Raw genomic sequence first — 22,598 nt, 5'->3', positions numbered from 1 at the left:
GATTTGTATTGATGGACAGATGCAATATACATTTATTCAAAAACGTATTCCGGATAGAGGAGGAATGTATTTTGAAGGACGAACTTTTTAAAACTATAGAAAAACTTGAGCCGCAAATGGTCTCTCTATTGTCGGACCTGGTGGAGATACCGGCGATAAGTCCTCTTGGCGGAGGCAATGGAGAATACAGAAAAGCCAGATACATCGCAGAAAAACTTGAAGAGATGGGCTTTGGCAAACCTGAAATATATAACTCACAAGATCCCAAAGCTGAAGAGGGCGTAAGACCAAATTTGATCGTGAGGATACCGGGAAAAACTTCAAAACGCCTCTGGATAGTTTCACATATGGATGTGGTTCCTGAAGGAGACAGGAAGCACTGGGAGACAGATCCCTTCAAGGCTGTAGTTAAAGATCGCAGAGTTTATGGACGGGGATCGAACGATAACTGTCAGGAACTTGTCTCGTCACTTTTTGCCGCGGTCGCTTTAAGAGAAAATGATCTGCAGCCTGAACATGAGATCTGCCTTTGCTTCGTGGCAGACGAAGAGGTCGGCAGTGTTCACGGGATACAGCATCTTATCAGGCAGGGTCTTTTCAGTCCTGATGACCTAGTAATAGTTCCTGACGGAGGCAATGAAGAAGGCGATTTCATAGAAATAGCTGAAAAGAGTATTTGCTGGATAGAATTTAATGTGGTGGGGAAACAGGTGCATGCAAGCAGACCGCAGCTTGGCAGCAACGCATGCAGGGCTGCCAACGAATTTTCATGCTCGCTCGATATAGCGCTCCACAACGCTTTTCCGGATAAAGACGATATTTTTGATCCGGCAGGTTCCACTTTTGAACCCACGAGGCGTAATGCAAACGTCCCGAATGTGAATACGGTGCCCGGACGTGATGTTTTTTGTTTTGACTGCAGGGTACTGCCGAACATTCCTCTGGAAGAAGTACTGAAAGTCGTCGACGCAGAGATCAGGAAAATCCAGGATAGAAGAAATGTAAAAATCACTTACGATTTTTTACAGAGAGAGCAGGCCCCATCTCCGACACCTTCTGGCTCTCCTGTGGTAGAGATCCTAAGAGAAGCGATAAGATGCGTTTATGGCCTTGAGCCGCATGTCGGCGGAGTAGGCGGAGGCACTTGCGCCAAATATTTCAGAGATGAAGGTATCCCCGCTGTAGTATGGTGCCAGGAAGCCGATGTGGCGCACATGCCAAACGAGTATGCAGAAATAGACCACATGATCAACGAAGCCAAGGTCTTTGCGTTGATGATGCTCAAGAAAAACTGAATACAAAGAAACCTGAGCGATAATCGATTGGGCCGGCGCGGCATGTAACGCCGGCCCAATTTTTTTGATCTCTAAGTATAGGTCATATTGCTTTGACTGCTATATGCATAAAAGGATATAATCAGCCGATGGGAAGAAATATCATCACAAAAGAATTGTTTTATGTTTTTGAGAGGTGGAGTTTCAATGGGACTGTTTAGCGGTGTCATAAAGGCACTGGGATTAGATCCTAATGACAGAGCGATCGCGCGTTATGAGGAAAAAGCTTCGATAATAGATTCCTTCGAACCACAGTTAAAAGATCTTACAGATGAAGAACTTGCCCAGTCAGCATCATTTTTTAAAGCACGCCTTGAAAATGGAGAAACGCTTGACGACATGCTTCCTGAGGTTTTTGCAAGAGTTAGGGAAGTCTCAGTGCGTACACTTGGACTTCGCCATTTTAAAGAACAGCTTATGGGAGGAATGGCACTTCACGAGGGTAAAATAGCCGAAATGAAGACAGGAGAGGGAAAAACTCTTGTTGCCACTCTGGCAGTAGCTTTAAATGCAATAGCAGGCCGCGGAGTCCACGTTATCACTGTCAACGACTACCTAGCAGCACGCGATGCTGAATGGATGGGGCCTGTTTACAGAGGAATGGGACTCTCTGTTGGTGTGATCTCCCCTTTCATGGATCAGGAAGACCGTTTCACAGCCTATCGCAAAGATATAACCTATGGTACCAACAGTGAGTTCGGGTTTGATTATCTAAGGGACAACATGGCAATACAAAAAGATCAGCAGGTACAAAAAGGTCATTTCTATTGCATAGTAGACGAAGTCGACTCCATACTTATAGATGAGGCAAGAACACCACTAATAATTTCAGGACCGTCTGAAGATGATACCGAGCCCTACAGGATAGCTGACAGCGTGGCCAGGGAGCTAATAAGGGGCACTGACTTCGAGATAGAAGAAAAAGAACGCAATCTTGCTTTGACTGAAACCGGAATAGCAAAAGCAGAAAGATTAATGAAGCTGCCCAACCTTTTTACTGATTTTGCCAACTCTTCGCTCTCACACAAAATAGCCCAGTCGCTTAAAGCACACCATCTTTTCCAGAGGGACGTTCATTATGTCGTTAAAGACGGTGAAATAGTTATCGTTGACGAATTCACAGGCAGACTTATGTTTGGCCGCAGGTATTCAGATGGTCTTCATCAGGCCATTGAAGCCAAAGAACGTGTGAAAGTCGGCAGGGAGAATCAGACCCTTGCTACAATCACGCTCCAGAACTATTTCAGGATGTACGAAAAACTTGCCGGTATGACAGGTACCGCACTCACAGAAGCGGAAGAGTTCAAGGAGATATATGGTCTGGAAGTCATCCTTGTGCCGACACATATGCCAATGGTAAGGCAGGATCATCACGATGCCATATACAGGACAGTGCCTGAGAAGTATAACGCTGCTGCCGACGAGGTATCTGAAGCATACGAAAAGGGACAGCCTGTCCTGGTCGGTACGACCTCTATCGAAAACTCAGAGAAGGTCAGCAGACTGCTGCGTGCAAGGAAGATACCCCATAGTGTCCTCAATGCCAAAGTTCATGATAAAGAAGCTTCTATCGTTGCCCAGGCCGGTCGCCTCAAAGCAGTTACTGTTGCGACAAATATGGCAGGCCGCGGAACAGACATTGTTCTCGGAGGCAACGCTGAATTCATGGCTCGTGAGGAGATGCAGAAAAAAGGGCTGAGTATCAAGGACAACGATGAGGAGTACAAAAACGTCCTGGAAGAATATAAAAAACTTTGCACAGAAGAACATGAAGCGGTCATCAAGGCTGGTGGGCTTCGCATAATCGGTACCGAACGGCATGAATCCAGACGTATAGACAATCAGCTCAGAGGCCGTTCCGGAAGACAGGGCGACCCGGGCGAGAGCCGTTTTTATATTGCACTTGAAGATGACCTTATCCGCCTCTTTGGAGGAGACAGGGTTCAGGGAATTATGGAGAAGCTCGGAATGGAAGAGGGAGAGTGCATTGAACACACACTTCTTTCCAGGGCTATTGAGAACGCCCAGAAAAAAGTCGAAGAGATGCACTTTGATATAAGAAAGCAGCTCCTTGCATACGATAACGTAATGAACCAGCAGCGCGAAGCCCTGTACAAAGAAAGAAGCGAAATACTGAATGATAAGGATATCGCTTCCAGAATGCTTGGTGTTCTGGAAGATACTGCACAGTCCCTTTTAGATAAAGTCTTTGGAGATAATGACAATGCAGAACCTGATATACAATCAGTGAGCGTGAAACTGAACGCACTCTTCTGGCCGGGCATGTCGAAGCACATTGAAAATGTTGAGACAAAGGAAGATCTTGATCAAGCAAAGCCGGTCATCCTCGAAGACATAAGATCACGCTTCACTCAGAAAACGGAAGACCTTGGGCCTGAAGTTTCAGAGCAGATCTTCCGCTATATTTTTCTTGAGGTCCTTGATACGAACTGGAAAGAACACCTGCTGGCGATGGATGAACTCAGAAGGGGTATAGGGCTCAGGGCCATAGGTCAAAAAGATCCGTTGCTCGAGTATCAGTTTGAGTCTTTCAGCCTTTTTCAGACGATGCTGGTTCAGATCAGGGAGGGTATCACCGAGTTTGCTCTTAAGGTGTCGGTTGTAAATAAAGAAAAAGAAAAGAGCAGGACAAATTGGATCGAGAGCCGGGATGCACTTGAGATACCCGATACGTTTGGATACAGCGAAGATATGGAAAACCCTGGAACATTGGCAACGGCGCAAAAAACACAGCCGATAGTGAACGTCAACAAGGTTGGACGCAATGATCCCTGCCCATGCGGGAGCGGTAAAAAATACAAGCAATGCTGCGGCAGATGACCGGGAGGTATTTGATGAGACGTTTTTTTAGCTTTACTGCAATATTTCTGACACTGCTATCAGCGTTTTTAGTTCTGCCTGCTGATGCAGAAGCCTGGAACACCTCTGAAGAAGTCAGGAGACTCAACAAGGAAGCTCCTTCGATAGAGGGATTCACCGGGGCCACCTCAGTAGTCTGGCTCAAGAACAATGATTTCAGGATGCTGAATGACGGAACGATGGAAGACACCCTCCATTACGTTGTTCTGACTGGAGAGAGCATTCCTGACCAACTCAAAGATATAAAGATACCTATTCCGGCAAATGGTTCCGTTGATATATTGGAAGCCGCCTGGTACAACCCAATGACTTCCATGAAAGAGGGCGAGCTATCGCTTTCCGAAGAAACACTTAACGGCGGAGCATTGGTAAAAAAGATCACCACAACTGATGAAGCGGTGGGAAGGGTTGTTGCGCTTGTTGTCAGAACAAAACATGAAAAACGTTATGGTGTAGATGAAACTATAGATATGGCAGGACACCTTCCAATATGGGAACAGAACGTCACTGTCGAGCTCCCAGAGGGAAGGGAGCTTTACTGGCATGGAAGGGATGTCAAAGATCCTGTAGTTACAAAATCGTCAGGACAGCAAAAATTCAAATGGACAGTCATGAATCAGGAAAAATGGGATGGAGAAGGTTTTGTCGTTTATAAGAGGCCGAGCTTGTCTTTCAGCTCAAGGAAGGGTATCAACCAGAGCCTTTCCGTTATGAGTGAATTTGTGAACACTTTTCCATCCATTGGGCTCCCCAAGTCAATATCTTCAGGAGACAAAACAAAGACAGGTATGAAGCTCATGGAATGGATAGCCCAGCCCTCAAAAAAACTCTCAGGATACCCCCGCAACTGGGTCAGATCTCCTGAAAATATTCCTGAAGAGGGTCCCTGGACTCCATGGGAACAGACCTTGATCCTTAATAAATGGCTAAAATCCCTTGGATGGGAGACAAAGATATGGTGGCAGGCATCAATGGAACTGGACAAAGAGAGCCCCGGTTCTACAAGCCTTTGGGCAGCCCCTGTCCTTGAGCTGTCTCCAAACGGAGGCAGAACTGAATTTTATCAGGCCGGCCAGACATCCGCTTATGGGGTCACTGCGCCCTCAATAACAGGAGCACTTCTTTACCGACTCAAAGACGAGGATTACGAAAAAAAGACTGTGAGTTCAGGCAGCCCTGCCGATCACAAACTTGACTTTCTTTGGAAGCTGGATCTCAACGAGATAGGTTCTGCCGAGGGGACATTGACGATAGCCGTAAGTGGAGGCTGGGCACAGCTGATGTCTGATGGATATTTGCCTTCACAGAGCGGACTTAGTGATTTTCTAAGAAAAAGGGTAAACTTCGCAATACCGGGCATGGTCCTTGACCCTCTTTCAGTGGAACCTACCAAGACGGGATACAAACTTGAATTCAAAGTAAAGTGCGTTCCGGGAATAACGTTGGGAGATAATCTCCTGCTTCGACTTCCGGGAGGAGTCCCATCAAGAGTCGGGGAGATGATCGGAAAAGAAAGCAGCTATACTTTGCGTTTTCCCTTCATAATTGATCAGAAAATAAGGATGAACATGCCATCAGGGTATAAAATGATCCAGTCTCCCCCGCTTAAAAAACTTGGGGGAGGAACAAAAGCTGTCCTCATAGAATCGATCACACACTGGCCCAAAAAAGCCCAGCTAATAGCGGACAGCACGTGGACAGTAAAAAGTGTGATCGTAGATGACAGCCTTGCTGCAATTTTAAAGGAAGAGCTTGCTGCCTGCATGAGATGGCCTGTACTTGATCTTCCTTTCAGGAAATAAAGTCTTTTATTTTTTAAGGAGTGTTTGACTTTGCAGAACATGACAGAAGAACTTAAGCAATTACTTGAAAGAGCAGTGGATGATATCGCAAGGGACGTGGAGCAGGAATTACCTGAAGGCTTTATGGTGCGCCTTGAGCGCCCAAGACAGGCAGGACATGGTGACTGGGCGACCAATATTGCAATGCAGCTGGCGAAGCCTTTCGGCATGAAGCCCAGAGAACTTGCTGACAAATTGATCGACAAGGTGCCGCTTGGAGAGATCGTTGAAAAGGCAGAGGTCGCAGGTCCCGGCTTTATCAATTTTACACTTGCCTCAAACTGGATCACAGAGGCAATAAAAAGCACGATAGCCCAAAATGAAAATTACGGAAGGGTCAACTCGGGCGAAGGCAGAAGGATCCAGGTGGAATTTGTCAGCGCCAACCCGACGGGCCCGCTGCACATGGGACATGGACGCGGCGCAGCAGTGGGAGACATAACAGCCTCGATACTCGACTTTGCCGGATGGGATGTTGAACGTGAATACTACATAAATGATGCCGGTCTGCAGATGGAACTTCTGGGCAAATCAGCCCAGTCCCGATACTTTGAAGCCCTCGGAAGAGGGGACGAAGCGCCAATGCCCGAAGACGGCTATCACGGAGAATACATGACGGACATAGCTCGGTCGTTCGTTGATAAGTATGGTGAAGAACCGGCAAAAAAACCATTGGAAGAGACCGTTGAATTTTTTTCTGTAGAGACAGGCAAAATAGTTACCGAAATGATCCGCAAGGATCTGGAAGAGTTTGGTGTGACATTTGACGTCTGGTTCTCAGAAAAATCACTTTATGACAACGGCCAGGTAGAACCGGCGATGGAAGAACTGAAGAAGAGGGATTACGCATACGAGGAAGAAGGCGCACTCTGGTTCAGGTCCACTCTTTTCGGGGATGATAAAGACAGGGTCCTTATACGGACCAACGGAGTACCGACCTACTTCACATCTGATGTGGCCTATCTGAAAAACAAGTATGACAGGAATTTCGAAAAGCTGATCTATGTCTGGGGCGCTGACCATCACGGGTACGTACCGAGACTTAAGTCGGTCAATAAGGCTTTTGGTCATCCGGACGATGCTGTTGATGTGCTTCTGATACAGATGGTAAACCTCCTCAGGGATGGTAAACCGGTCCAGATGTCAAAACGTGCAGGAACGATAATAACACTGAGAGAGATAATGGATGAAGTCGGAGTAGATGCAACGAGGTTTTTCTTCGTGATGCGCCGTTGCGATAGTACCCTTGATTTTGATCTTGAGCTGGCGAAAAAGGCGACTTCTGAAAACCCTGTTTTCTACGTTCAGTATGCTCATGCAAGAATATGCAGCATATATCGTGAACTTGAGGAGAGAGGGGTAACACTGCCTGGGATCGAAGAATTTGATGTTTCGCTGATAACGGACCAGTCTGAGATAAATCTAGCGAAGGCTATATCAAGACTTCCTGAGGAAGTGGCAAAGTCAGCTGACGAGTTTGCGCCGCACAGGATTGCATATTATGCTACGGAGCTTGCAGAAGCATTCCATTCTTTCTATAACAGCCAGCGCATACTTGGTGTGGACGAGCCTGTTATGAAAACACGTATTCTGCTGATGGAAGCAGCAAAGATAACACTTAAAAATGTACTCGGACTGCTGGGAGTTTCTGCTCCTGAAAAGATGTAGCACGATAGCTGAAAGTTTATTAGCTGACAGATCATGAAAGCTCCCAGATTGCGGTGGATCATATTTGCTGCAGCAGTGACATTTTTAATAGCAGTTCTCCTTACCTCTTTTTTCAAGGAACTTGAAAGGATAGATGTCCTTTCAGGTACCATGGATAAAAGAATGGAAGAGCTTGTCGCTGAAGAAAGAAAATCACAGGAACTTAAACAGAAAATTGAATACTACAGTACCCCGGAGGGCATTGCCAGACTTGCAAGGGAACAGTTCAATCTGGTCCTATCAGGTGAGGTTATCTATAAGATAGAAATAACTTCAAACGATGTCTTGCACTAGGCTAACTTCGGTGCTATAGTACTTGATTGTATGTCCCTGTCTCTTCCTTGAGAAGAGACCAGAGTCCAAAGGGAGGAGGTGAAGTACGTGCGATCTTACGAAATGGTTGTGATTCTTCAGGCAGATCTTGAGGACCATAAAATGGTATCAGAAGAAATTGCCGAGGTCGTGCGCGGTTTGGGAGCAGAGTTGGAAAAGGTGGATCTTTGGGGCAAAAAGCGTTTTGCCTACCACATTGAAAAACAGCTCGAGGGTTTTTACGTTCTGTATACGTTTAAGCTCGACCCCGCACAGGTCAAGGAAATGGAACGTCTCCTTAGCCTCAAACCCCAGGTTATACGCCAGATGGTCGTTAACCTGGAGGAGAAGTAAACGTCATGGCTCGCGGATACAACAAGGTTATCATTATGGGTAACCTGGCAAGAGATCCTGACGTGAGGTTTACTCCGAACAAGCAGAAGGTAGCAAGGATAACTGTGGCGATCGGCCGCCAGTGGAAAAACAAGGCGACAGGAGAGCTGCAGAACCACACTGACTTCGTAAATGTTTCTGCTTGGGGTTTTACGGCAGATATCTGCGAACGCTATCTCAAAAAGGGACGTCCTGTTTTAGTCGAGGGGCGCATAAGTGTCCGTGATTTCGACGACCCAAAGACAGGACAGCACCGATGGGTGACGGAAGTAGTCGCTGAAAATATAGTTCTCCTTGGTTCAGGCCGCAGGGAAGATGAAGGATCTTCAGGATCCACTTCTCACGCTGAACAGAATCCCGGAAGCGCCAGGATCCATTCCGATGCGATGTCTGGCGGGGACATGGGAAGCCTAAGAGAAGAAGAGGGATTTGAAGATGAATTCCCACTTGATTTCTCTGAAATGGGCGGAACTGAGGGACCTGGAGATGTACAGATACCATTCTAGGAAGGGGTTGAGTCTTTGATGGAAAACAGTTCGAATTTTAACCGTAAACGCCGTAAGCGCCGGCCGAAGGTATGTCATTTCTGTGTAGATAAAATCGATCATGTAGATTACAAAGAAGTAGAAAAGCTTAAAAAATATATTACAGAACGCGGCAAGATAGTGCCAAGAAGAGTTACCGGGACTTGTGCCAAGCACCAGCGCCAGCTCACAAGGGCTATAAAGAGGGCAAGAATAATTGCGCTTTTGCCTTTTACATCAGATTAAAAATTAAGTCTGTGCTGTATAATTGGGAGAGGGCCGTAGGGCTCTCTCTTTTTTTTATTGTCTTTGTGGGGGTCGGAAAGTGAAATCGAAAATTATTTTTGAATGGTTGTCATTGATACTTTTGAGCATAGTTATGTTCTCGGGTGGAATGTATGTTGCTCTCGCATCTCCCTTCCTGATCCTTATAGCTCCGGCTCCGCTTATGGTACTTGAAATAAGGCAGGGATTCCGTGAATCGCTATTAGGAGTCCTATTCGGTTCTGTATTTGTCTTTATTCTCTTTGGAAGTCTTCCTGCTTTTATGTATGCCCTTGAGTTTGGTGTTTTAGGGGTAGTCTTCGGCTATATTTCAGGCAGGACTGAAAAAGGCATCGATTTCATCCTTCTCTCTGTCACAGCCTCAATTATAGCCAAGATAATCCTGCTGGTCACCTTTACAAGCATTTCGGGAATGAACCCATTTGCAATGTCGCCTGAAACAGCGATGGAGATAGTATCTTCGCTGGCAAGCAAACTTTCATCCGGCGGCATAGGTGCCTCAGATGAAATAATTAAAAATTATTCACTGGCTATGGTAGAGACTGTATCACTCTTGATGCCCTCCATGATTATTTTTTTCTCTGCTATAGACACATTTGCGACCTACTGGACGGTTTCATATCTTATCAGGAGATCAGGTGGAGAACCTTTACCGAGCCTTCCCAAATTTGAAACATGGCGTTTCCCTAAAAACCTTTTTTGGGCATTGGCTGCAGCGGTGATAATGGATCTTGCAGGCAAGGCTTTCCCGGATGAGAGAGTATACACTGTAGTATCTGCAAACCTCATGGAAGTTCTCAGGGCAATATTCATGCTTGAAGGCCTGTCATTATGTTGGTACTATATGTCATCCAGGAGGATAGCGAAGGTTATAAAAGTGATATTTTCGCTTTTCTGCATACTCTTCTCTCCTGTCTCGTATATTTTGTCTATGGTTGGAATCTTTGATATCTGGTACGATTTACGTACTAGGATAAGGGGGAAAAAGAATGAAAGTGATTCTTAAACAGGATGTTAATAAAATAGGGAAAAAAGACGACCTTCTTGAAGTCGCTGACGGCTACGGCCGTAATTTCCTAATCGCCAGAGGACTTGCTGAAGAAGCCACAGAGGGAAAAGTACGCGAGCTTCAGCAGATGCAGAAGACTCAGAAGATAAAAGATGATAAAAAATTAAAAATTGCTGAGGAAGCAAGAAAAAAACTTGGCGGTAAAGTAGTCAGGGTAAAGGTCAATACGGGCGAGGGCGGCAAGCTGTTTGGAAGCGTAACGACAGCCCAGATCGCGGAAGCTCTGGTCGCCCAGTTCTCTATTCCCGTAGACAAAAAAGATTTGAAAATAGAGGAAACAGTCAAAAAGACCGGTGAATACCAGTTTAAAGCAAAACTATACACTGGCGTTGAAGCAGAAATGACCCTTAAAGTGGAGTCAGAATAAATTGAGCACCAGCAGGGAATTCGACAGGATACCTCCCTTCAATCTTGAAGCCGAGCGCTCTGTGCTCGGTTCATGTCTCCTTGACAGGGATTCCCTGCTTATAGTAATTGAAGGTCTGCGAGCCGAGGATTTCTATGATCCAAGGCACAGGACTGCATTTGAGATAATCGCTTCCATGGCGGAGCAGGACAATGCAGTAGACTCCCTGACTTTCAGAGAAGAGATAAAAAAACGCGGTGTGGAAGACCGTATGGGAGGACTTCCCTTTGTAGCAGAGCTTATGGACGCGGTGACTACAACAGCCAATATTGAGTACCACGTAGGGATCGTAAGGGATAAATCTGTACATAGAGGACTCATAACGGTTGGGACCGACATATCACGGATGGGTTTTTCGGAGGAGATCGGAATTGACGAGGCTTTGGAGACTGCCGAACAAAAGGTATTTGAAATCGCCAGGTCAGGAAGATCTTCAAGACTAAAGGGAGCCAGAGAAGTTGTAACTTCAGCTATCGGGGAAATTGAGAAACGACTGGCCGGAGGACTGGATATCACCGGAGTGCCGTCCGGCTTTACAGATTTTGACAAACTTTCCGGAGGAATGCAGCCAGGCAGCCTTTACATACTTGCTGCAAGGCCCTCTATGGGTAAAACAGCTTTTGCGCTTAATGTAGCGCAGCACGCTGCCCTTCAGGAAGACATCCCGGTTCTGATGTTCAGTCTTGAAATGTCCGCGGAACAGATAGCCCAGAGGATGCTTTCCGCTGAATCCAGGGTCAACCTCAGACAGATGTTTGAATCACGGAAAGTCCAGAACGAACAGTGGCAGGAACTTTCGAAGGCTGCAGGAAATCTATCGAAAAGCCCCATTTATATCGACGATAGCTCAACACTTAACACACTTGACCTAAGAGGCAGATGCAGGAGGTTTTTTGCGAAGCATAAGTCGGGCAAAGGGTTGGTGGTACTTGATTATCTCCAGCTTATGAACGTTGCCAGAAAGATCGAGAACAGACAGCAGGAAGTGTCTGAGATATCCAGGGCACTCAAGGGTATAGCGAGGGAATTTAAAGTGCCAGTGCTGGCGCTTTCCCAGCTTTCAAGGGATGTTGAAAAACGCGGGGGAAGCAAAAAACCACAGCTTTCAGACCTTCGAGACAGCGGAGCTATAGAACAGGATGCTGACATGGTCATATTCCTTTACAGGGAAGCATACTATGCCCAGGAGGGTGAGACAGTCGACCCCACCTCTGAAGTCATAGTAGCAAAGAACAGAAACGGCCCCACCGGTAAAGTAGACCTGATATTTTTCAAAGAATATGCGAGGTTTGAAAACAAACTTAGCGGTCATTATTGATCCGGTTCGGACATTATTTCAGTTTATGTCTATTTTTCCCTGTCATAGGCAACCGTTGAAGATTCATTAAATCGAAGGGGATCTGCAAATGAAATCAAAGTTTTTAGCTGCGACTAAATTGCCCTCTGAAAACCTTTTGGGAGGTACGATCAAAAGAGATCAAATTGAGTCTTCGGAGCATAAGAATGCTGTCCACCCGATCATTTTTTATTTTTTGATATTTATCTCTCTCGGATCGCCTAACTTGATCTTTTCCGGCATCAGCTGGTTTGACACACTTCACATTATGAAATGGACCTTTGCAATGGTCCCCGTTGCGATAATCTCAGTTATCGGAGGGATGTCCCTTGCCCTATACGGGAATGAACGTACAGATTTCAAAATAGACCTCTTCGGTTTTTTATGGCTGATAATGCTCGGATATATTTCGATCCAGACAATGTGGGTCGACATCACTTCATGGTCCACATACATGAAGGAATGGTTTTTCTTCGCTACTCTGACAGCAATTTATCTTTTCTCCTTCAACCTCTTTAAAGATGCTAAAGCCCACAGAACTATCCTTTGGATTGCGAACATTAACGCAGGTATAAATGTCATCTTTGCAGAATTACTTATCAGAAATATGAACGGGCCTTTTCCTTTCATAATGAACGTCCCGGGCAACTACATCGGAAACACAGGCCAGCAGGAAATGTTCGGGCTGTGGATGGCAATGGCTGTAATGAACGGCATATATCTTAATGCCGCATATTATGAAGTCTTTTCAAAGGATATCTCAGGTAAAACAAGTCGGTCATCCATACTCAGATACATCAATATTAGCCTCCTTGCCCTTAATTCATGGGGAATGTGGAATTCGACCACAAGGGCAGGCTTCTTATCCCTTATCACAGGCACTGTCATAATCTCGATCATATTTATGCGGAACGACAGAAAACAAATGCTGAAAAGGGTAGGACAGGGTGTTGCGATAGTCCTGCTGATGCTTGCACTTAACATTGGAATGAGTTATTTTGGATTTGGCCGGGCTTATGCCCTTTTGAACAAAACTATGGATATGGTAATGAACACCAGGACTTTTGGCAAAAGGCGAGGAATTTGGAAAACAAGCTGGGCAATATTTATGGAACACCCGGTAAAAGGTGTGGGCATAGGCCATTATAAGTGGCATTACCTTGAAGGGCAGAAGCTTGCCTTCCAGAAAGACCCTGAAATGGAATGGCAGTTCACATACTGGGCTCATAATGAGTACCTACAGTGGTTTGCCGAGTTTGGAATATTTGGGATCATACTCCTTTTGTCTGCTGCAGCCTGGTGGATATGGAGGTTCATAAAATTCCTATCTCAGAAAAAAATGCTCTCTATCGAAGCTTCATGGTCATGTGCGATGCTTTTTCTCATACTGTTCGACGCAATATTCAGCAGGCCTTTCCACCGGATAGAGAACGTAGTATGGCTTTCCTTGGCTTTTGCAATAGCAAACAGGGAATTGCTTCCACAGAGCTATTCTTGGTCAGAGGTAAGGCATACATCAATATACAGAATATTGGGTGTCTTTATTTGTACGATATCAGTATTTGGACTTGTATTTCTTGGGAACGGGCTGGCAGGAGATAAATACCTAAGGTATGCAGCAGATACTGATCAGGCTGAATTGCAGGCTGGTTACATAGAAAAAGCAAAAGCTAAAGCAATGACAAGAGACGAAGCAGAGGAGCAGTATGCCAATCACCTGATGGCAGTAGCAAAGGTGACCAAGGATCCCCAGGACTGGGCAAATGCCATCAACCAGCTGTATAGATCCTTTACCATAAGTCCGCAGGCCAAACAGCTGATGGAGCTTCTAAATCTGGCAAGGCAGATCCGGAACCAGGAACTGCTTAATGTATTGGTTCCATATCTTCCTCCTGCCGGGAGCAAGAATAGTTCGGGCGGTCTCTCTGAAAGCAAATAGCCAGAATCAAAAAACGGACAGGTGGAACATGAATGAGGATAATCCAGATATTGCCTGAATTGGATATCGGCGGAGTTGAGCGCCATGTCATCGATCTCTCTAACGAGCTGACAGAGAGAGGTCATGAAGTTATGGTCATATCTAACGGAGGGCAGATGCAGAACCAACTCTCAGGCAAAGTCCTGCATCGTGATCTTCCTGTTCATAAAAAGAATCCTATTACTGCATGGCGCTGTTCGGGGGAAATATCATCATGGATCAGGCAGGAAGGATGGGAATTGATACATGCTCATTCAAGAGTCCCGGCATGGATAGCATGGCGGGCTTCTTCCAAAACAAAGATCCCGTGGATCTACACAGCCCATGCCTGCTACAGCCTGAATTATGGTTTGATACCACTGAAACATGCCGGGTTTGTGATATCAGTAAGCGAAACAGTCCAGGATCACATAAAAAGTTATCTGCCAGTAAATTTTACTGTCATTCCTGTTGCGCTTCCTGAGCCTACGGTCAGATGGGATAGCACTTACAGAAGTAAAAACCGCTTTATATTTGTCGGACGCCTTACAAAGATAAAGGGACTGGATACAGTCATTGAAGCATTGGGAAAATTAAGGGATGACAATTGGACGCTTGACGTTCTTGGAGACGGCCCTGAAAGACAAGATCTGGAATCGCTTACCCAAAAACTTGAAATCTCTGATAAAGTTATTTTCAGAGGATATTCTGATCAAGTGGATAATTTTATGGCAAATTCATCATGTCTTTTATTTCCTTCGCATACAGAGGGAATGCCGCTCACTTTGGTACTTGCAGTACAAATAGGGATACCGGTCATTGCATCGAATATATCGTCAGTTTCTGAAATGACCGGATCAACTGAGGGGCTAATATCAGCAGGAGATATATCTGGATGGCGTGATGCCATCATGGATTTTATTGTCACAGGAAAAGCTACTGCGAAAATTCCAGTTTCCAGTATTCTCACATTAAATCGAATGGTGGATATGAACGAGAGTATATATTCCAACTTAACAAGCAAATAATCATTATCTAGGATAGAGATAAATAAAGAAGCAACTTTAATTTTTGTGTTATTATGATAATATAAAATATTACTTAATGTTAATATTTAATGTGTAGCTTTTAATTTAGTTATATATATACAAAATATTGTTTTATGTAAATATAGTAATTTTTACATGTTTATTTATTATCACTAGACATAAATTTATGTATTGTTTAACGACAGGAACAAATTGTAACATTCTTGCATATAAATATTGCTATTATTAAAGTTTTTGGCATATTTTAATTATTGATATGTAAAATAATGTTGTAGATATAATCTGTGAAAATCGTAGTATCGAATGGAAAGTAGGACAGACTTTTATGATATATGGGCTTAGACAACGATTGTCACTTTTGACATACGAAACTTTTGCTTTCTGGATATATACATTGGGAGTTGCAATGACAGCATTTGGCCCTGTTGCTCACTATATTGGATGGTTTTTGGCTTTGCTAAGCATTGTATACGGCAGGATAAGATACAATGCTCCTCTTGCAGTTAAGCTGGAGCGGGATAGCAGACAGATAATTTATTTCCTATTTTTCTTTTTGTTGTGGTCAATGTTCGCGCATATCCCCTATGTCGACAGCTTTTATACATGGGGTAAAGGCGCCTCTATACCTCTTGAATTTTTAACGGGTCTTTATCTGGCTATGCGACTGATAAATACTTCAGACAAGAGAAAAGTTTTTGGACTTGCGGTTGTGGCAGTTAACCTTGTATTTTGTTTTGACGTTATGTTCAGACCAGACTTTTTTATGCTTGGTTGGAACGCCTCTCTTGATAACGGCAATTCAGTAGCCAGTTATTCACTATTGTTGATGCCTTTTTTCTTTTGTTATGCATTCTGGTTTTTTGAAAAAAAAATTATTTTACAATATTTTTTAAGTCTGACAAGTATTTTGCTTATCATTTTTTCATTCTCTTCAGGAGGTTGGATCACCGCTGCAGTTCAGATGGTAATTTTCGCATTTTATGCGACAGCATCGAAAAAAACGACGATCAGATCTGTCGTAATATTGATTATAGGTTTGTTTTTTCTTTTATTTACTATTGTTTCTGTTTTTGATAACGGTCCCATTGCTTCATTTAAAAGAGAAATTGAACAGATAATGTCTTTCAATGATATTAATGCATTCACTAATAGCAGAAAAGATATTTGGAATGTATCTTTATTCATGACAAAAATTCACCCGGTCACAGGAAGTGGCTGGACTACTTTTAGGACAGTTTTTGAAAAGGAACGAATCAACATGGAAGGTGCAATTAGTCAAAGCTTGGAACACGATGTTTCTCATCCTCATAACATGTATCTTTCAATTTTATATTCCGGCGGCTTTCCGGCGTTATTGTTTTTTATGGTCGCTTTAGTGCTGTCAATAAAAAAATCGTGGTCCAGACTAAGGTATGAAGTTATTTCCGACGAAATACCTTGGAATCTTATTGGTTTTATTCTACTGGTATCTATGGCAATATACGGAACAAATGGAGATGTTTTCGAGGGGAGAAGAGATGTCAGCGTTATTTTTTGGGCTGTTTGGGGATTACTTCTCGTAATTCCAGGAAGGTCTCAATCCTCTCATATAAGTGATAAACGAGCTTAGCCCTTTATTCAAAGACTTGAGTAAATAATTGAAGCATCACAATTACTTAGTTGCGGATACATACAAAAAAACTTTTTCAATAATATCTCTGTCTACGTTTATATCGAATTTTCTTGCAAAGAAAAGCTCTGAAGATATTAGGTCATCGTAATCAGCAGTTCTGAAGACGTTGTCTTTATATTTAAAATTTACATACCTCAAGCACGCAGAACTTCCCTCATCATTATCGTATTTATTCTGGTAGATCTTTTCTTTGAAATCCGAATTCATGATCAATGTATGTATGAACAGTTCATCACAGCATCTTGAGTTTGCAAAAGTGCTTTTGATAAAATTTTCTTTACTTAATATGTGTTTGGCAAGATTATCTGTAATGCTGAACCAGTTGCAGCCTTTCTGAAAAATGATTTCTTCAGGTTTGATCCTGTGTAAACGAAACCTTTTCTGTATGAATACCAGGATCTCCTCCCAATAGTAAAGAAGACTTTTTTTTCTCCCTATACTGTCTTGGTGCAGATGGTAGATCTGAAATCTGGAGTAAAATCTCTGTGCCATAATTGGGGCTTCAAAACCTACAAATTCAGTGCCTTGGTGCTTGTCAAAAAAGTTATGTATATGGTCTTGTGTTTTTAAAGGAAGATCAACTCCTGAAATAAAATGATAGTAAGCATAGCCTTTCTTAGTTGATTCCTTCAAGAGTATGAGAGTCGCCTCTATTTGACTGTAACCTCCCCAAAAAACAGGGATGCGGGGTACAAAAAAAACAGAAGAACATTTTAGGATGCCTGCAAAACGATCAGAATCAAAGTCTTTTACTTTGTCATCTATGTGGATGTAGATATCATTCCTTGGGTCATCAAGCAAAATGAGCAACTTTTCCAGTATCTCGAACTGGTGATGTGCTGTTATCAAATATGCGTGTCTACTCATTTAAAAACCACCTCGAATATATTGCAGTTCCAGTGTTTAATAACCTGTATCAATGAGGCAGATATTGCTTTTATATAATTGAATTAGTACCGTGGTGTTTTATTGTTTGACTAGCATAGTTTTATGTTTGCATAATTGTTGCCCGTTTATTAAAAACGTCAATATCGATTACCTGCTCAATTATTAAAGATTTTTTAATTATTTGTCTGAGGTGTAAGTAAAAACTATCTAATTTTCCTTAACCCCTATAACTTAAATAATATTTATTCAGATATTGTTAAAATATCAAGTTTAACTGTTAAAAAAAGGATGACCATCTAATTTTACTGAGCGATCATCCTTTGAGTTCTTGTCACTAAAATTTAAATATCCGGATGTTGAATATTAATTTTTCTATAGTGAAGCACCTAGTTCTTTTGCTTCCTCAATCCATTTAACTCCCTTGGCTTCGATATCTCCCCTTGAGTAAATGTCAGGTGCGCAGATTTCCCCTAACACTTCCCATCCCAGAAAATTAGTCGCGAGCTTGAACGAAGCACGCATTCCGTCGAATACACGCTCTTCCGTATCACCGGCTGCTGCCAGTAGTATCGCTTTTTTGGACGGAGTTGTGCGTAGCGCTCCGGGCATGTAGTAGGGCAGGAGCCTGTCCCACACTGGCTTGATCTGTGAGGTCCAGGAATAAAAATATAGAGGGGAAACAAATGCTATAACAGAGGCCGCCTCTATATCAGGGTAGACCTGATCCATGTCGTCGTTTTGTATGCAGGGCTTGCCTGTGCTCCAGCACTTTCTGCAATCGAGACATCCTTTGAGTGTTAAAGCCGCAAGATGGACTTTTTTGACTTCATAACCTTTTTCAGCGGCTCCCTCCGCCAGGGCGTCAGCTAACTTTTCTGTGTTGCCTCCGATTCTGGGACTTCCCAGAAGCAGGGTGAGAACTTTTTTATCTTCCATTTCCGGACCTCCTTATAAAATATTAAAAATTAACCTCTCCATGTCTCATATTTATCCAGACCGGAATTATCCAGTATCTTAATGATCTCTTTTTTTACTTCTTCAGATACAGGGAGCAGCGGCGATCTGCAGGGGCCGCCTTTCATGCCCTTGCTGTCAAGCGCTGCCTTAAGTCCAGGTACGCCGAATCTGCGAGTCAGCGCATCACTTACCGGCAGGAGCTTAGCCTGCAGCTCCATTGCCTCTTTCAAGTTGTTTTCATGGAAGGAGGTGTATATTTTTCTGCATGTGTTGGGATATAGGATAGATGCAGCCATCGTGCCTCCGCAGGCACCCATTGAAAGGGCTGCAAGGAACCAGTTGCCTGTGCCTCCGAAAACCGAAAAATCTTCAGGAGCGGCTGCGGCAAGGTACCCCAGCTTGGTCATGTTTCCTGAAGTGTCTTTTATCCCCTTGATATTTGAATGTCGCGAAGCTGATATTATCGTTTCTGTCTCTATGTCGACCCCGGTATTTGCCGGCATGTTATAAATGAATATCGGAACCGGGGAATTATCGGCGACTTCAATAAAATAATTTAATATTGCTGTCTGATTCCCTTTGAAGTAGTGCGGGGGAAGCAGCAGAAGTGATCCGGCGCCGGCAGATGCGAGAACCTTTGCGCACGAAATAGTTTCACGAGTCGATGGGAAGTGTGCTCCAGCCATAAGCATGAGCTTGCCTTCAGCTTCTTCCGCGGCAATCTCAGTTAATACAACACGTTCCTCCTGTGTCACAAAAGGCATTTCCCCGTTCGATCCGCATATTACGATGCCGTCCAGAGCTGACTCTTTCCATATCCTTAAGTTGATCTTCCACGCTTCTATGTCAAGCGATCCGTCCGACGCGAAGGGCGTCGGGACGGGTGCGAAAATGCCTGTTATTTTCACTTGCGTTGCCCCCTTTTTGTTTGGTAGAGTATATCATCTATTGAAGCAGTGGTACAATCTATCAGAAGGTTTCTGATTATTTGTGAGGTGTATCTCAGATGTTTCTTTGCAGGGAATTCAAATTTGACGCAGCCCATAATCTTGTAAACTATCACGGAAAATGTGAGAACCTCCACGGCCATACATACAGGCTTGCGGTCATGTTAAAAGGGCAGCCTGACGATGAAGGTATGGTATTTGATTTTGTGGAGCTCAAAAAGCATGTCACAGAGCTTGTCTTATCAAAGCTGGATCATGCTTATATCAATGACATACTGCCTCAGCCGACAGCAGAGTATATTGCTATGTGGATATTTAAAATACTGGACAAGCCGCTAAAACGCGATAACTGTGAGCTATACGAGGTCAAAGTCTGGGAGACAGAAAGCTCATCTGTTATTTGCCGCAGGGAGGATGTCTAGAGGTGCGTGATGTTCAGAGTGAGCATGACAAAAGGAATATTGCGATAGACAAAGTTGGCATAAGAGGTCTGTCCTGGCCGATACAGGTCCTTGACCGTTCAAATGGTATCCAGGATACTGTCGCAAATGTCAGCCTTTCTGTTTTTCTGCCTCGTGACTATAGGGGAACGCATATGAGCCGTTTTATTGAAGTGCTGGGAGAACAGGAAAATCAGGTCACATTTCACAACATGGAGAATCTTCTTAAGATGCTCCAGAAGAGGCTTGACGCGGATGAAGCCCATGCTGATTTTGAATTTCCCTATTTTATTACAAAAAAAGCTCCTGTAAGCGGTGCTCCAGGACGAATGAGATATGATGTCCGTTTCTTCGCGGAACTTAAGGGCAGCAAGTTTGATCTCATAACTGAACTTACAGCTCCTATTCAGACATTGTGTCCCTGCTCAAAAGAGATATCGGACAGAGGAGCGCACAACCAAAGAGCACATGCAAAGATCTCAGTAAGGATGAAGACTTTTGTTTGGATCGAAGAACTTGCCGAGGCGGCTGATCTCTGCGCCTCTGCTCCGGTCTACAGTATACTTAAACGCGAGGACGAGAAAGCAGTAACAGAAAAAGCATATGCCAATCCCCGTTTTGTGGAGGATTCGGTCCGTGAACTATCAATTGCGATGGAAAAAGATCACAGGATAACATGGTACAGCGTTTCTGTGACAAGCCACGAAAGCATACATAATCATGATGCTTTCGCCAGTGTAGAGAGGAGCAAAAATTAGTGCCTTCAGAAAAAAGACTTGCAAGAAGGGCTGTCCTTGACGAATCGGGTCTTGAGAGGGTCAGGATGAAGCACCCATGGATATTCAGGGGCAATCTCAGGCAGATCCCGCAATGCGCACAGGGAGATCTGATCGCTTTTACTGACAGGGCTGGTTCGATCAAAGGATGGGGCCTTTGGAGCGAAAGCGCTCTTTCAATACGTGTCCTGACTTACGGAGCCAAAGAGCCTGATCAGATGGGGCTTTTGAGGGAAAGACTGACATCAGCGCTAAACTGGCGCAAGACATGGTATCAGGGAGAAGAAGCTTTCAGGTGGGTACATGGGGAAGCTGATGGCCTGCCGGGGATAGTCGCTGATCTCTACGGTGATGTTTTATCTCTTCAGATATCAGCTGCAGGATGGTACAAGCACATCGACAAGGTTGCGGATGTTTTCAGGAAGGTTCGCAAACTATCTGCGATAGTGCTTCGCAACGAGACCAAACATCTCGAAAAAGAGGGTATACCCAAAGAGATAAGGGCTCTCCTTGGAGAGATACCTAAGGAACCGCTCAAGATAAAAATGGGTTCCATTTATGAACTCGTAGACATTCAAAACGGACAAAAAACTGGGGCATATCTGGATGTTAAAAGTATTCCCGATATGATAGCACCTCTTTTCAAAGGAGCCAGAGTGCTGGACTGTTTCAGCTATCAGGGGCATTTCGGGCTTCATGCCCTTGCCGCAGGAGCTTCTGAGATCGTGGCTGTAGAACAGTCACAATCTGCAATAGAGATTGCACGGAAAAACCTGGAGATAAATGGTCTTCCCAAAAAGATGGAGTGGATATGCGGGAATGCATTCGACATCATGAGGAAGATGGACAGCGACAGGGAGAGATTCGACATAGTAATAATGGACCCGCCTCCCTTCTCACCAGCCAAAGGACAGGTGGATTCAGCACGTCGCGGATACAAGGAACTTGCCATCAGAGGACTTAACCGGATCAAAGATGGAGGGCATCTTGTTTTCCTTTCCTGCAGCCATGCTTTTACAAGAGAAATGCTTCTCTCTGTGCTCAACGAAGCCTCCATAGATGCAGGGATCTCATGCCGCATTGCGCTGGAGATACATCAGCCTTTTGATCATCCGGCTCTTTCCGCAGTACCTGAAACAGATTATCTCAAAGGTTTTGTTATGGGGGTCCAGTCTTAATGGTATGCACAAAAAAAATCAAAGCTGTACTGTTCGATTTTGACATGACGCTTGTCGACAGCAGCTATGCAATACACCACTGTACCAATTTACTCGCAGGTCATCTTGGGTTTGATCAGATTTCAAGAGAAAAAGTCCTTTCGGCGATAGGGCTGACGATAGAGGACAGCTGGCGGATGTTTTGGGGAGATTTTCGCCAGGAATGGGTGGATTTCTACAGGGCAAACTACAGGGAAGAAGAACAGGCGAGGCTGAAGTTTTTCCCAAACACACTCAGCACTCTTGAACGGCTGCGGATGATGGGGATCAAGGTCGGAGTAGTATCGAACCGCCGTTTTGCAAAAAGACCCGTTGAGTTTATGGGACTCACTCCAATGCTTGATGTGGTTGTCGGCCTGGAAGATGTTGAACGGGCTAAACCAGAACCTGACTCCCTCCTCAAGGGTTTTGAAATTCTGGGAGTAGCGCCGTCAGAAGGACTTTATGCGGGAGATACGGACATAGACATGATGACGACAGTGGCTGCCGGCTGCAGGGGAATAGGAATGACTACGGGCAATTTCGACAAGAGAGCTTTGAGTGAAGCCGGAGCATGGGAGGTCAAGGACGACCTCGGAGAGATCCCACTGCTTTTTGCTGAGTGACAG

The 22,598-nt window shown here is 44.3% G+C and carries 21 protein-coding genes; 18 read left to right on the top strand and 3 right to left on the bottom strand.

The features are described from left to right. Nucleotides 1-11 precede the first annotated feature (11 nt). The 14 genes from CVV54_06175 (at nt 12) to CVV54_06110 (ending at nt 16,702) form a co-directional block, all read left to right on the top strand. Nucleotides 12-1,295: a diaminopimelate aminotransferase gene (locus CVV54_06175; GenBank protein PKL04460.1), complete on the top strand. Its 1,284-nt coding sequence runs from the start codon at nt 12-14 to the stop codon at nt 1,293-1,295. 192 nt (nt 1,296-1,487) lie between these two features. Beyond that, nucleotides 1,488-4,175: a preprotein translocase subunit SecA gene (locus tag CVV54_06170; GenBank protein ID PKL04554.1), complete on the top strand. Its 2,688-nt coding sequence runs from the start codon at nt 1,488-1,490 to the stop codon at nt 4,173-4,175. Nucleotides 4,176-4,189: 14 nt separating this feature from the next. After that, nucleotides 4,190-6,016 (top strand): hypothetical protein, encoded by a 1,827-nt coding sequence (locus CVV54_06165; protein ID PKL04459.1) that lies wholly within the window; start codon nt 4,190-4,192, stop codon nt 6,014-6,016. A gap of 30 nt (nt 6,017-6,046) precedes the next feature. Further along, nucleotides 6,047-7,723: an arginine--tRNA ligase gene (locus CVV54_06160; GenBank protein ID PKL04458.1), complete on the top strand. Its 1,677-nt coding sequence runs from the start codon at nt 6,047-6,049 to the stop codon at nt 7,721-7,723. 33 nt (nt 7,724-7,756) lie between these two features. Beyond that, entirely contained in the window at nt 7,757-8,056 is a 300-nt protein-coding gene (locus tag CVV54_06155) for a septum formation initiator (GenBank protein ID PKL04457.1), read from the top strand. Between the two features lie 87 nt (nt 8,057-8,143). Beyond that, complete coding sequence (gene rpsF / locus CVV54_06150) at nt 8,144-8,428, top strand: 30S ribosomal protein S6 (GenBank protein PKL04456.1); 285 nt, start codon at nt 8,144-8,146, stop codon at nt 8,426-8,428. A gap of 5 nt (nt 8,429-8,433) precedes the next feature. Further along, nucleotides 8,434-8,973, top strand: coding sequence for a single-stranded DNA-binding protein (locus CVV54_06145; protein PKL04455.1), 540 nt, complete (start codon nt 8,434-8,436; stop codon nt 8,971-8,973). An 18-nt stretch (nt 8,974-8,991) separates the two neighbouring features. Beyond that, entirely contained in the window at nt 8,992-9,237 is a 246-nt protein-coding gene (gene rpsR, locus CVV54_06140) for a 30S ribosomal protein S18 (protein PKL04454.1), read from the top strand. Nucleotides 9,238-9,316: 79 nt separating this feature from the next. Then, entirely contained in the window at nt 9,317-10,282 is a 966-nt protein-coding gene (locus CVV54_06135) for a hypothetical protein (GenBank protein PKL04453.1), read from the top strand. Then, nucleotides 10,266-10,712 carry a 50S ribosomal protein L9 gene (rplI, locus tag CVV54_06130; protein ID PKL04452.1) on the top strand — a complete coding sequence of 149 codons (447 nt, stop codon included), beginning with the start codon at nt 10,266-10,268 and terminating at the stop codon, nt 10,710-10,712. Before CVV54_06135 ends, rplI begins: the two co-directional genes overlap by 17 nt. A gap of 1 nt (nt 10,713) precedes the next feature. Next, a complete protein-coding gene (dnaB, locus tag CVV54_06125) occupies nt 10,714-12,069 on the top strand; it encodes a replicative DNA helicase (protein ID PKL04451.1) in 1,356 nt (451 codons plus the stop codon). An 88-nt stretch (nt 12,070-12,157) separates the two neighbouring features. Next, a complete protein-coding gene (locus tag CVV54_06120; protein PKL04450.1) occupies nt 12,158-14,026 on the top strand; it encodes a polymerase in 1,869 nt (622 codons plus the stop codon). A gap of 32 nt (nt 14,027-14,058) precedes the next feature. Then, a complete protein-coding gene (locus tag CVV54_06115; protein PKL04449.1) occupies nt 14,059-15,072 on the top strand; it encodes a glycosyltransferase in 1,014 nt (337 codons plus the stop codon). Nucleotides 15,073-15,418: 346 nt separating this feature from the next. Then, nucleotides 15,419-16,702: a hypothetical protein gene (locus tag CVV54_06110; protein PKL04448.1), complete on the top strand. Its 1,284-nt coding sequence runs from the start codon at nt 15,419-15,421 to the stop codon at nt 16,700-16,702. A 42-nt stretch (nt 16,703-16,744) separates the two neighbouring features. Here CVV54_06110 and CVV54_06105 read toward each other — a convergent pair whose 3' ends face one another. The 3 genes from CVV54_06105 to CVV54_06095 all read right to left on the bottom strand — a co-directional run bounded on the left by CVV54_06105 (nt 16,745) and on the right by CVV54_06095 (nt 19,518). Next, a complete protein-coding gene (locus CVV54_06105) occupies nt 16,745-17,632 on the bottom strand; it encodes a glycosyl transferase (GenBank protein ID PKL04447.1) in 888 nt (295 codons plus the stop codon). A 393-nt stretch (nt 17,633-18,025) separates the two neighbouring features. Continuing rightward, nucleotides 18,026-18,589, bottom strand: a complete 564-nt coding sequence (locus tag CVV54_06100; GenBank protein PKL04446.1) for a flavodoxin family protein — start codon at nt 18,587-18,589, stop codon at nt 18,026-18,028. 29 nt (nt 18,590-18,618) lie between these two features. Further along, complete coding sequence (locus CVV54_06095) at nt 18,619-19,518, bottom strand: dihydrodipicolinate synthase family protein (protein PKL04445.1); 900 nt, start codon at nt 19,516-19,518, stop codon at nt 18,619-18,621. A gap of 98 nt (nt 19,519-19,616) precedes the next feature. Here CVV54_06095 and queD point away from each other — a divergent pair, with 98 nt between their 5' ends. From queD to CVV54_06075, 4 genes are read left to right on the top strand one after another with little or no spacing between them, the layout of a single operon-like run. Further along, a complete protein-coding gene (gene queD, locus CVV54_06090) occupies nt 19,617-19,979 on the top strand; it encodes a 6-carboxytetrahydropterin synthase QueD (GenBank protein PKL04444.1) in 363 nt (120 codons plus the stop codon). Between the two features lie 2 nt (nt 19,980-19,981). Further along, a complete protein-coding gene (locus tag CVV54_06085; protein PKL04443.1) occupies nt 19,982-20,755 on the top strand; it encodes a GTP cyclohydrolase I FolE2 in 774 nt (257 codons plus the stop codon). Then, the gene (locus tag CVV54_06080; protein PKL04442.1) at nt 20,755-21,951 is read left to right on the top strand and encodes a class I SAM-dependent rRNA methyltransferase; all 1,197 of its coding nucleotides are present in this window, start codon (nt 20,755-20,757) and stop codon (nt 21,949-21,951) included. Before CVV54_06085 ends, CVV54_06080 begins: the two co-directional genes overlap by 1 nt. Beyond that, on the top strand, nt 21,951-22,595 hold the full coding sequence (locus tag CVV54_06075) for a haloacid dehalogenase (GenBank protein ID PKL04441.1): 645 nt from the start codon (nt 21,951-21,953) through the stop codon (nt 22,593-22,595). Before CVV54_06080 ends, CVV54_06075 begins: the two co-directional genes overlap by 1 nt. Nucleotides 22,596-22,598 lie beyond the last annotated feature (3 nt).

The sequence above is a fragment of the Synergistetes bacterium HGW-Synergistetes-1 genome (assembly GCA_002839185.1).
In the GTDB taxonomy this organism is placed as follows: domain Bacteria; phylum Synergistota; class Synergistia; order Synergistales; family Synergistaceae; genus Caenicola.
Note: the sequence above shows the minus strand (reverse complement) of the source record. Positions and strands in the feature narration are given on the sequence as shown.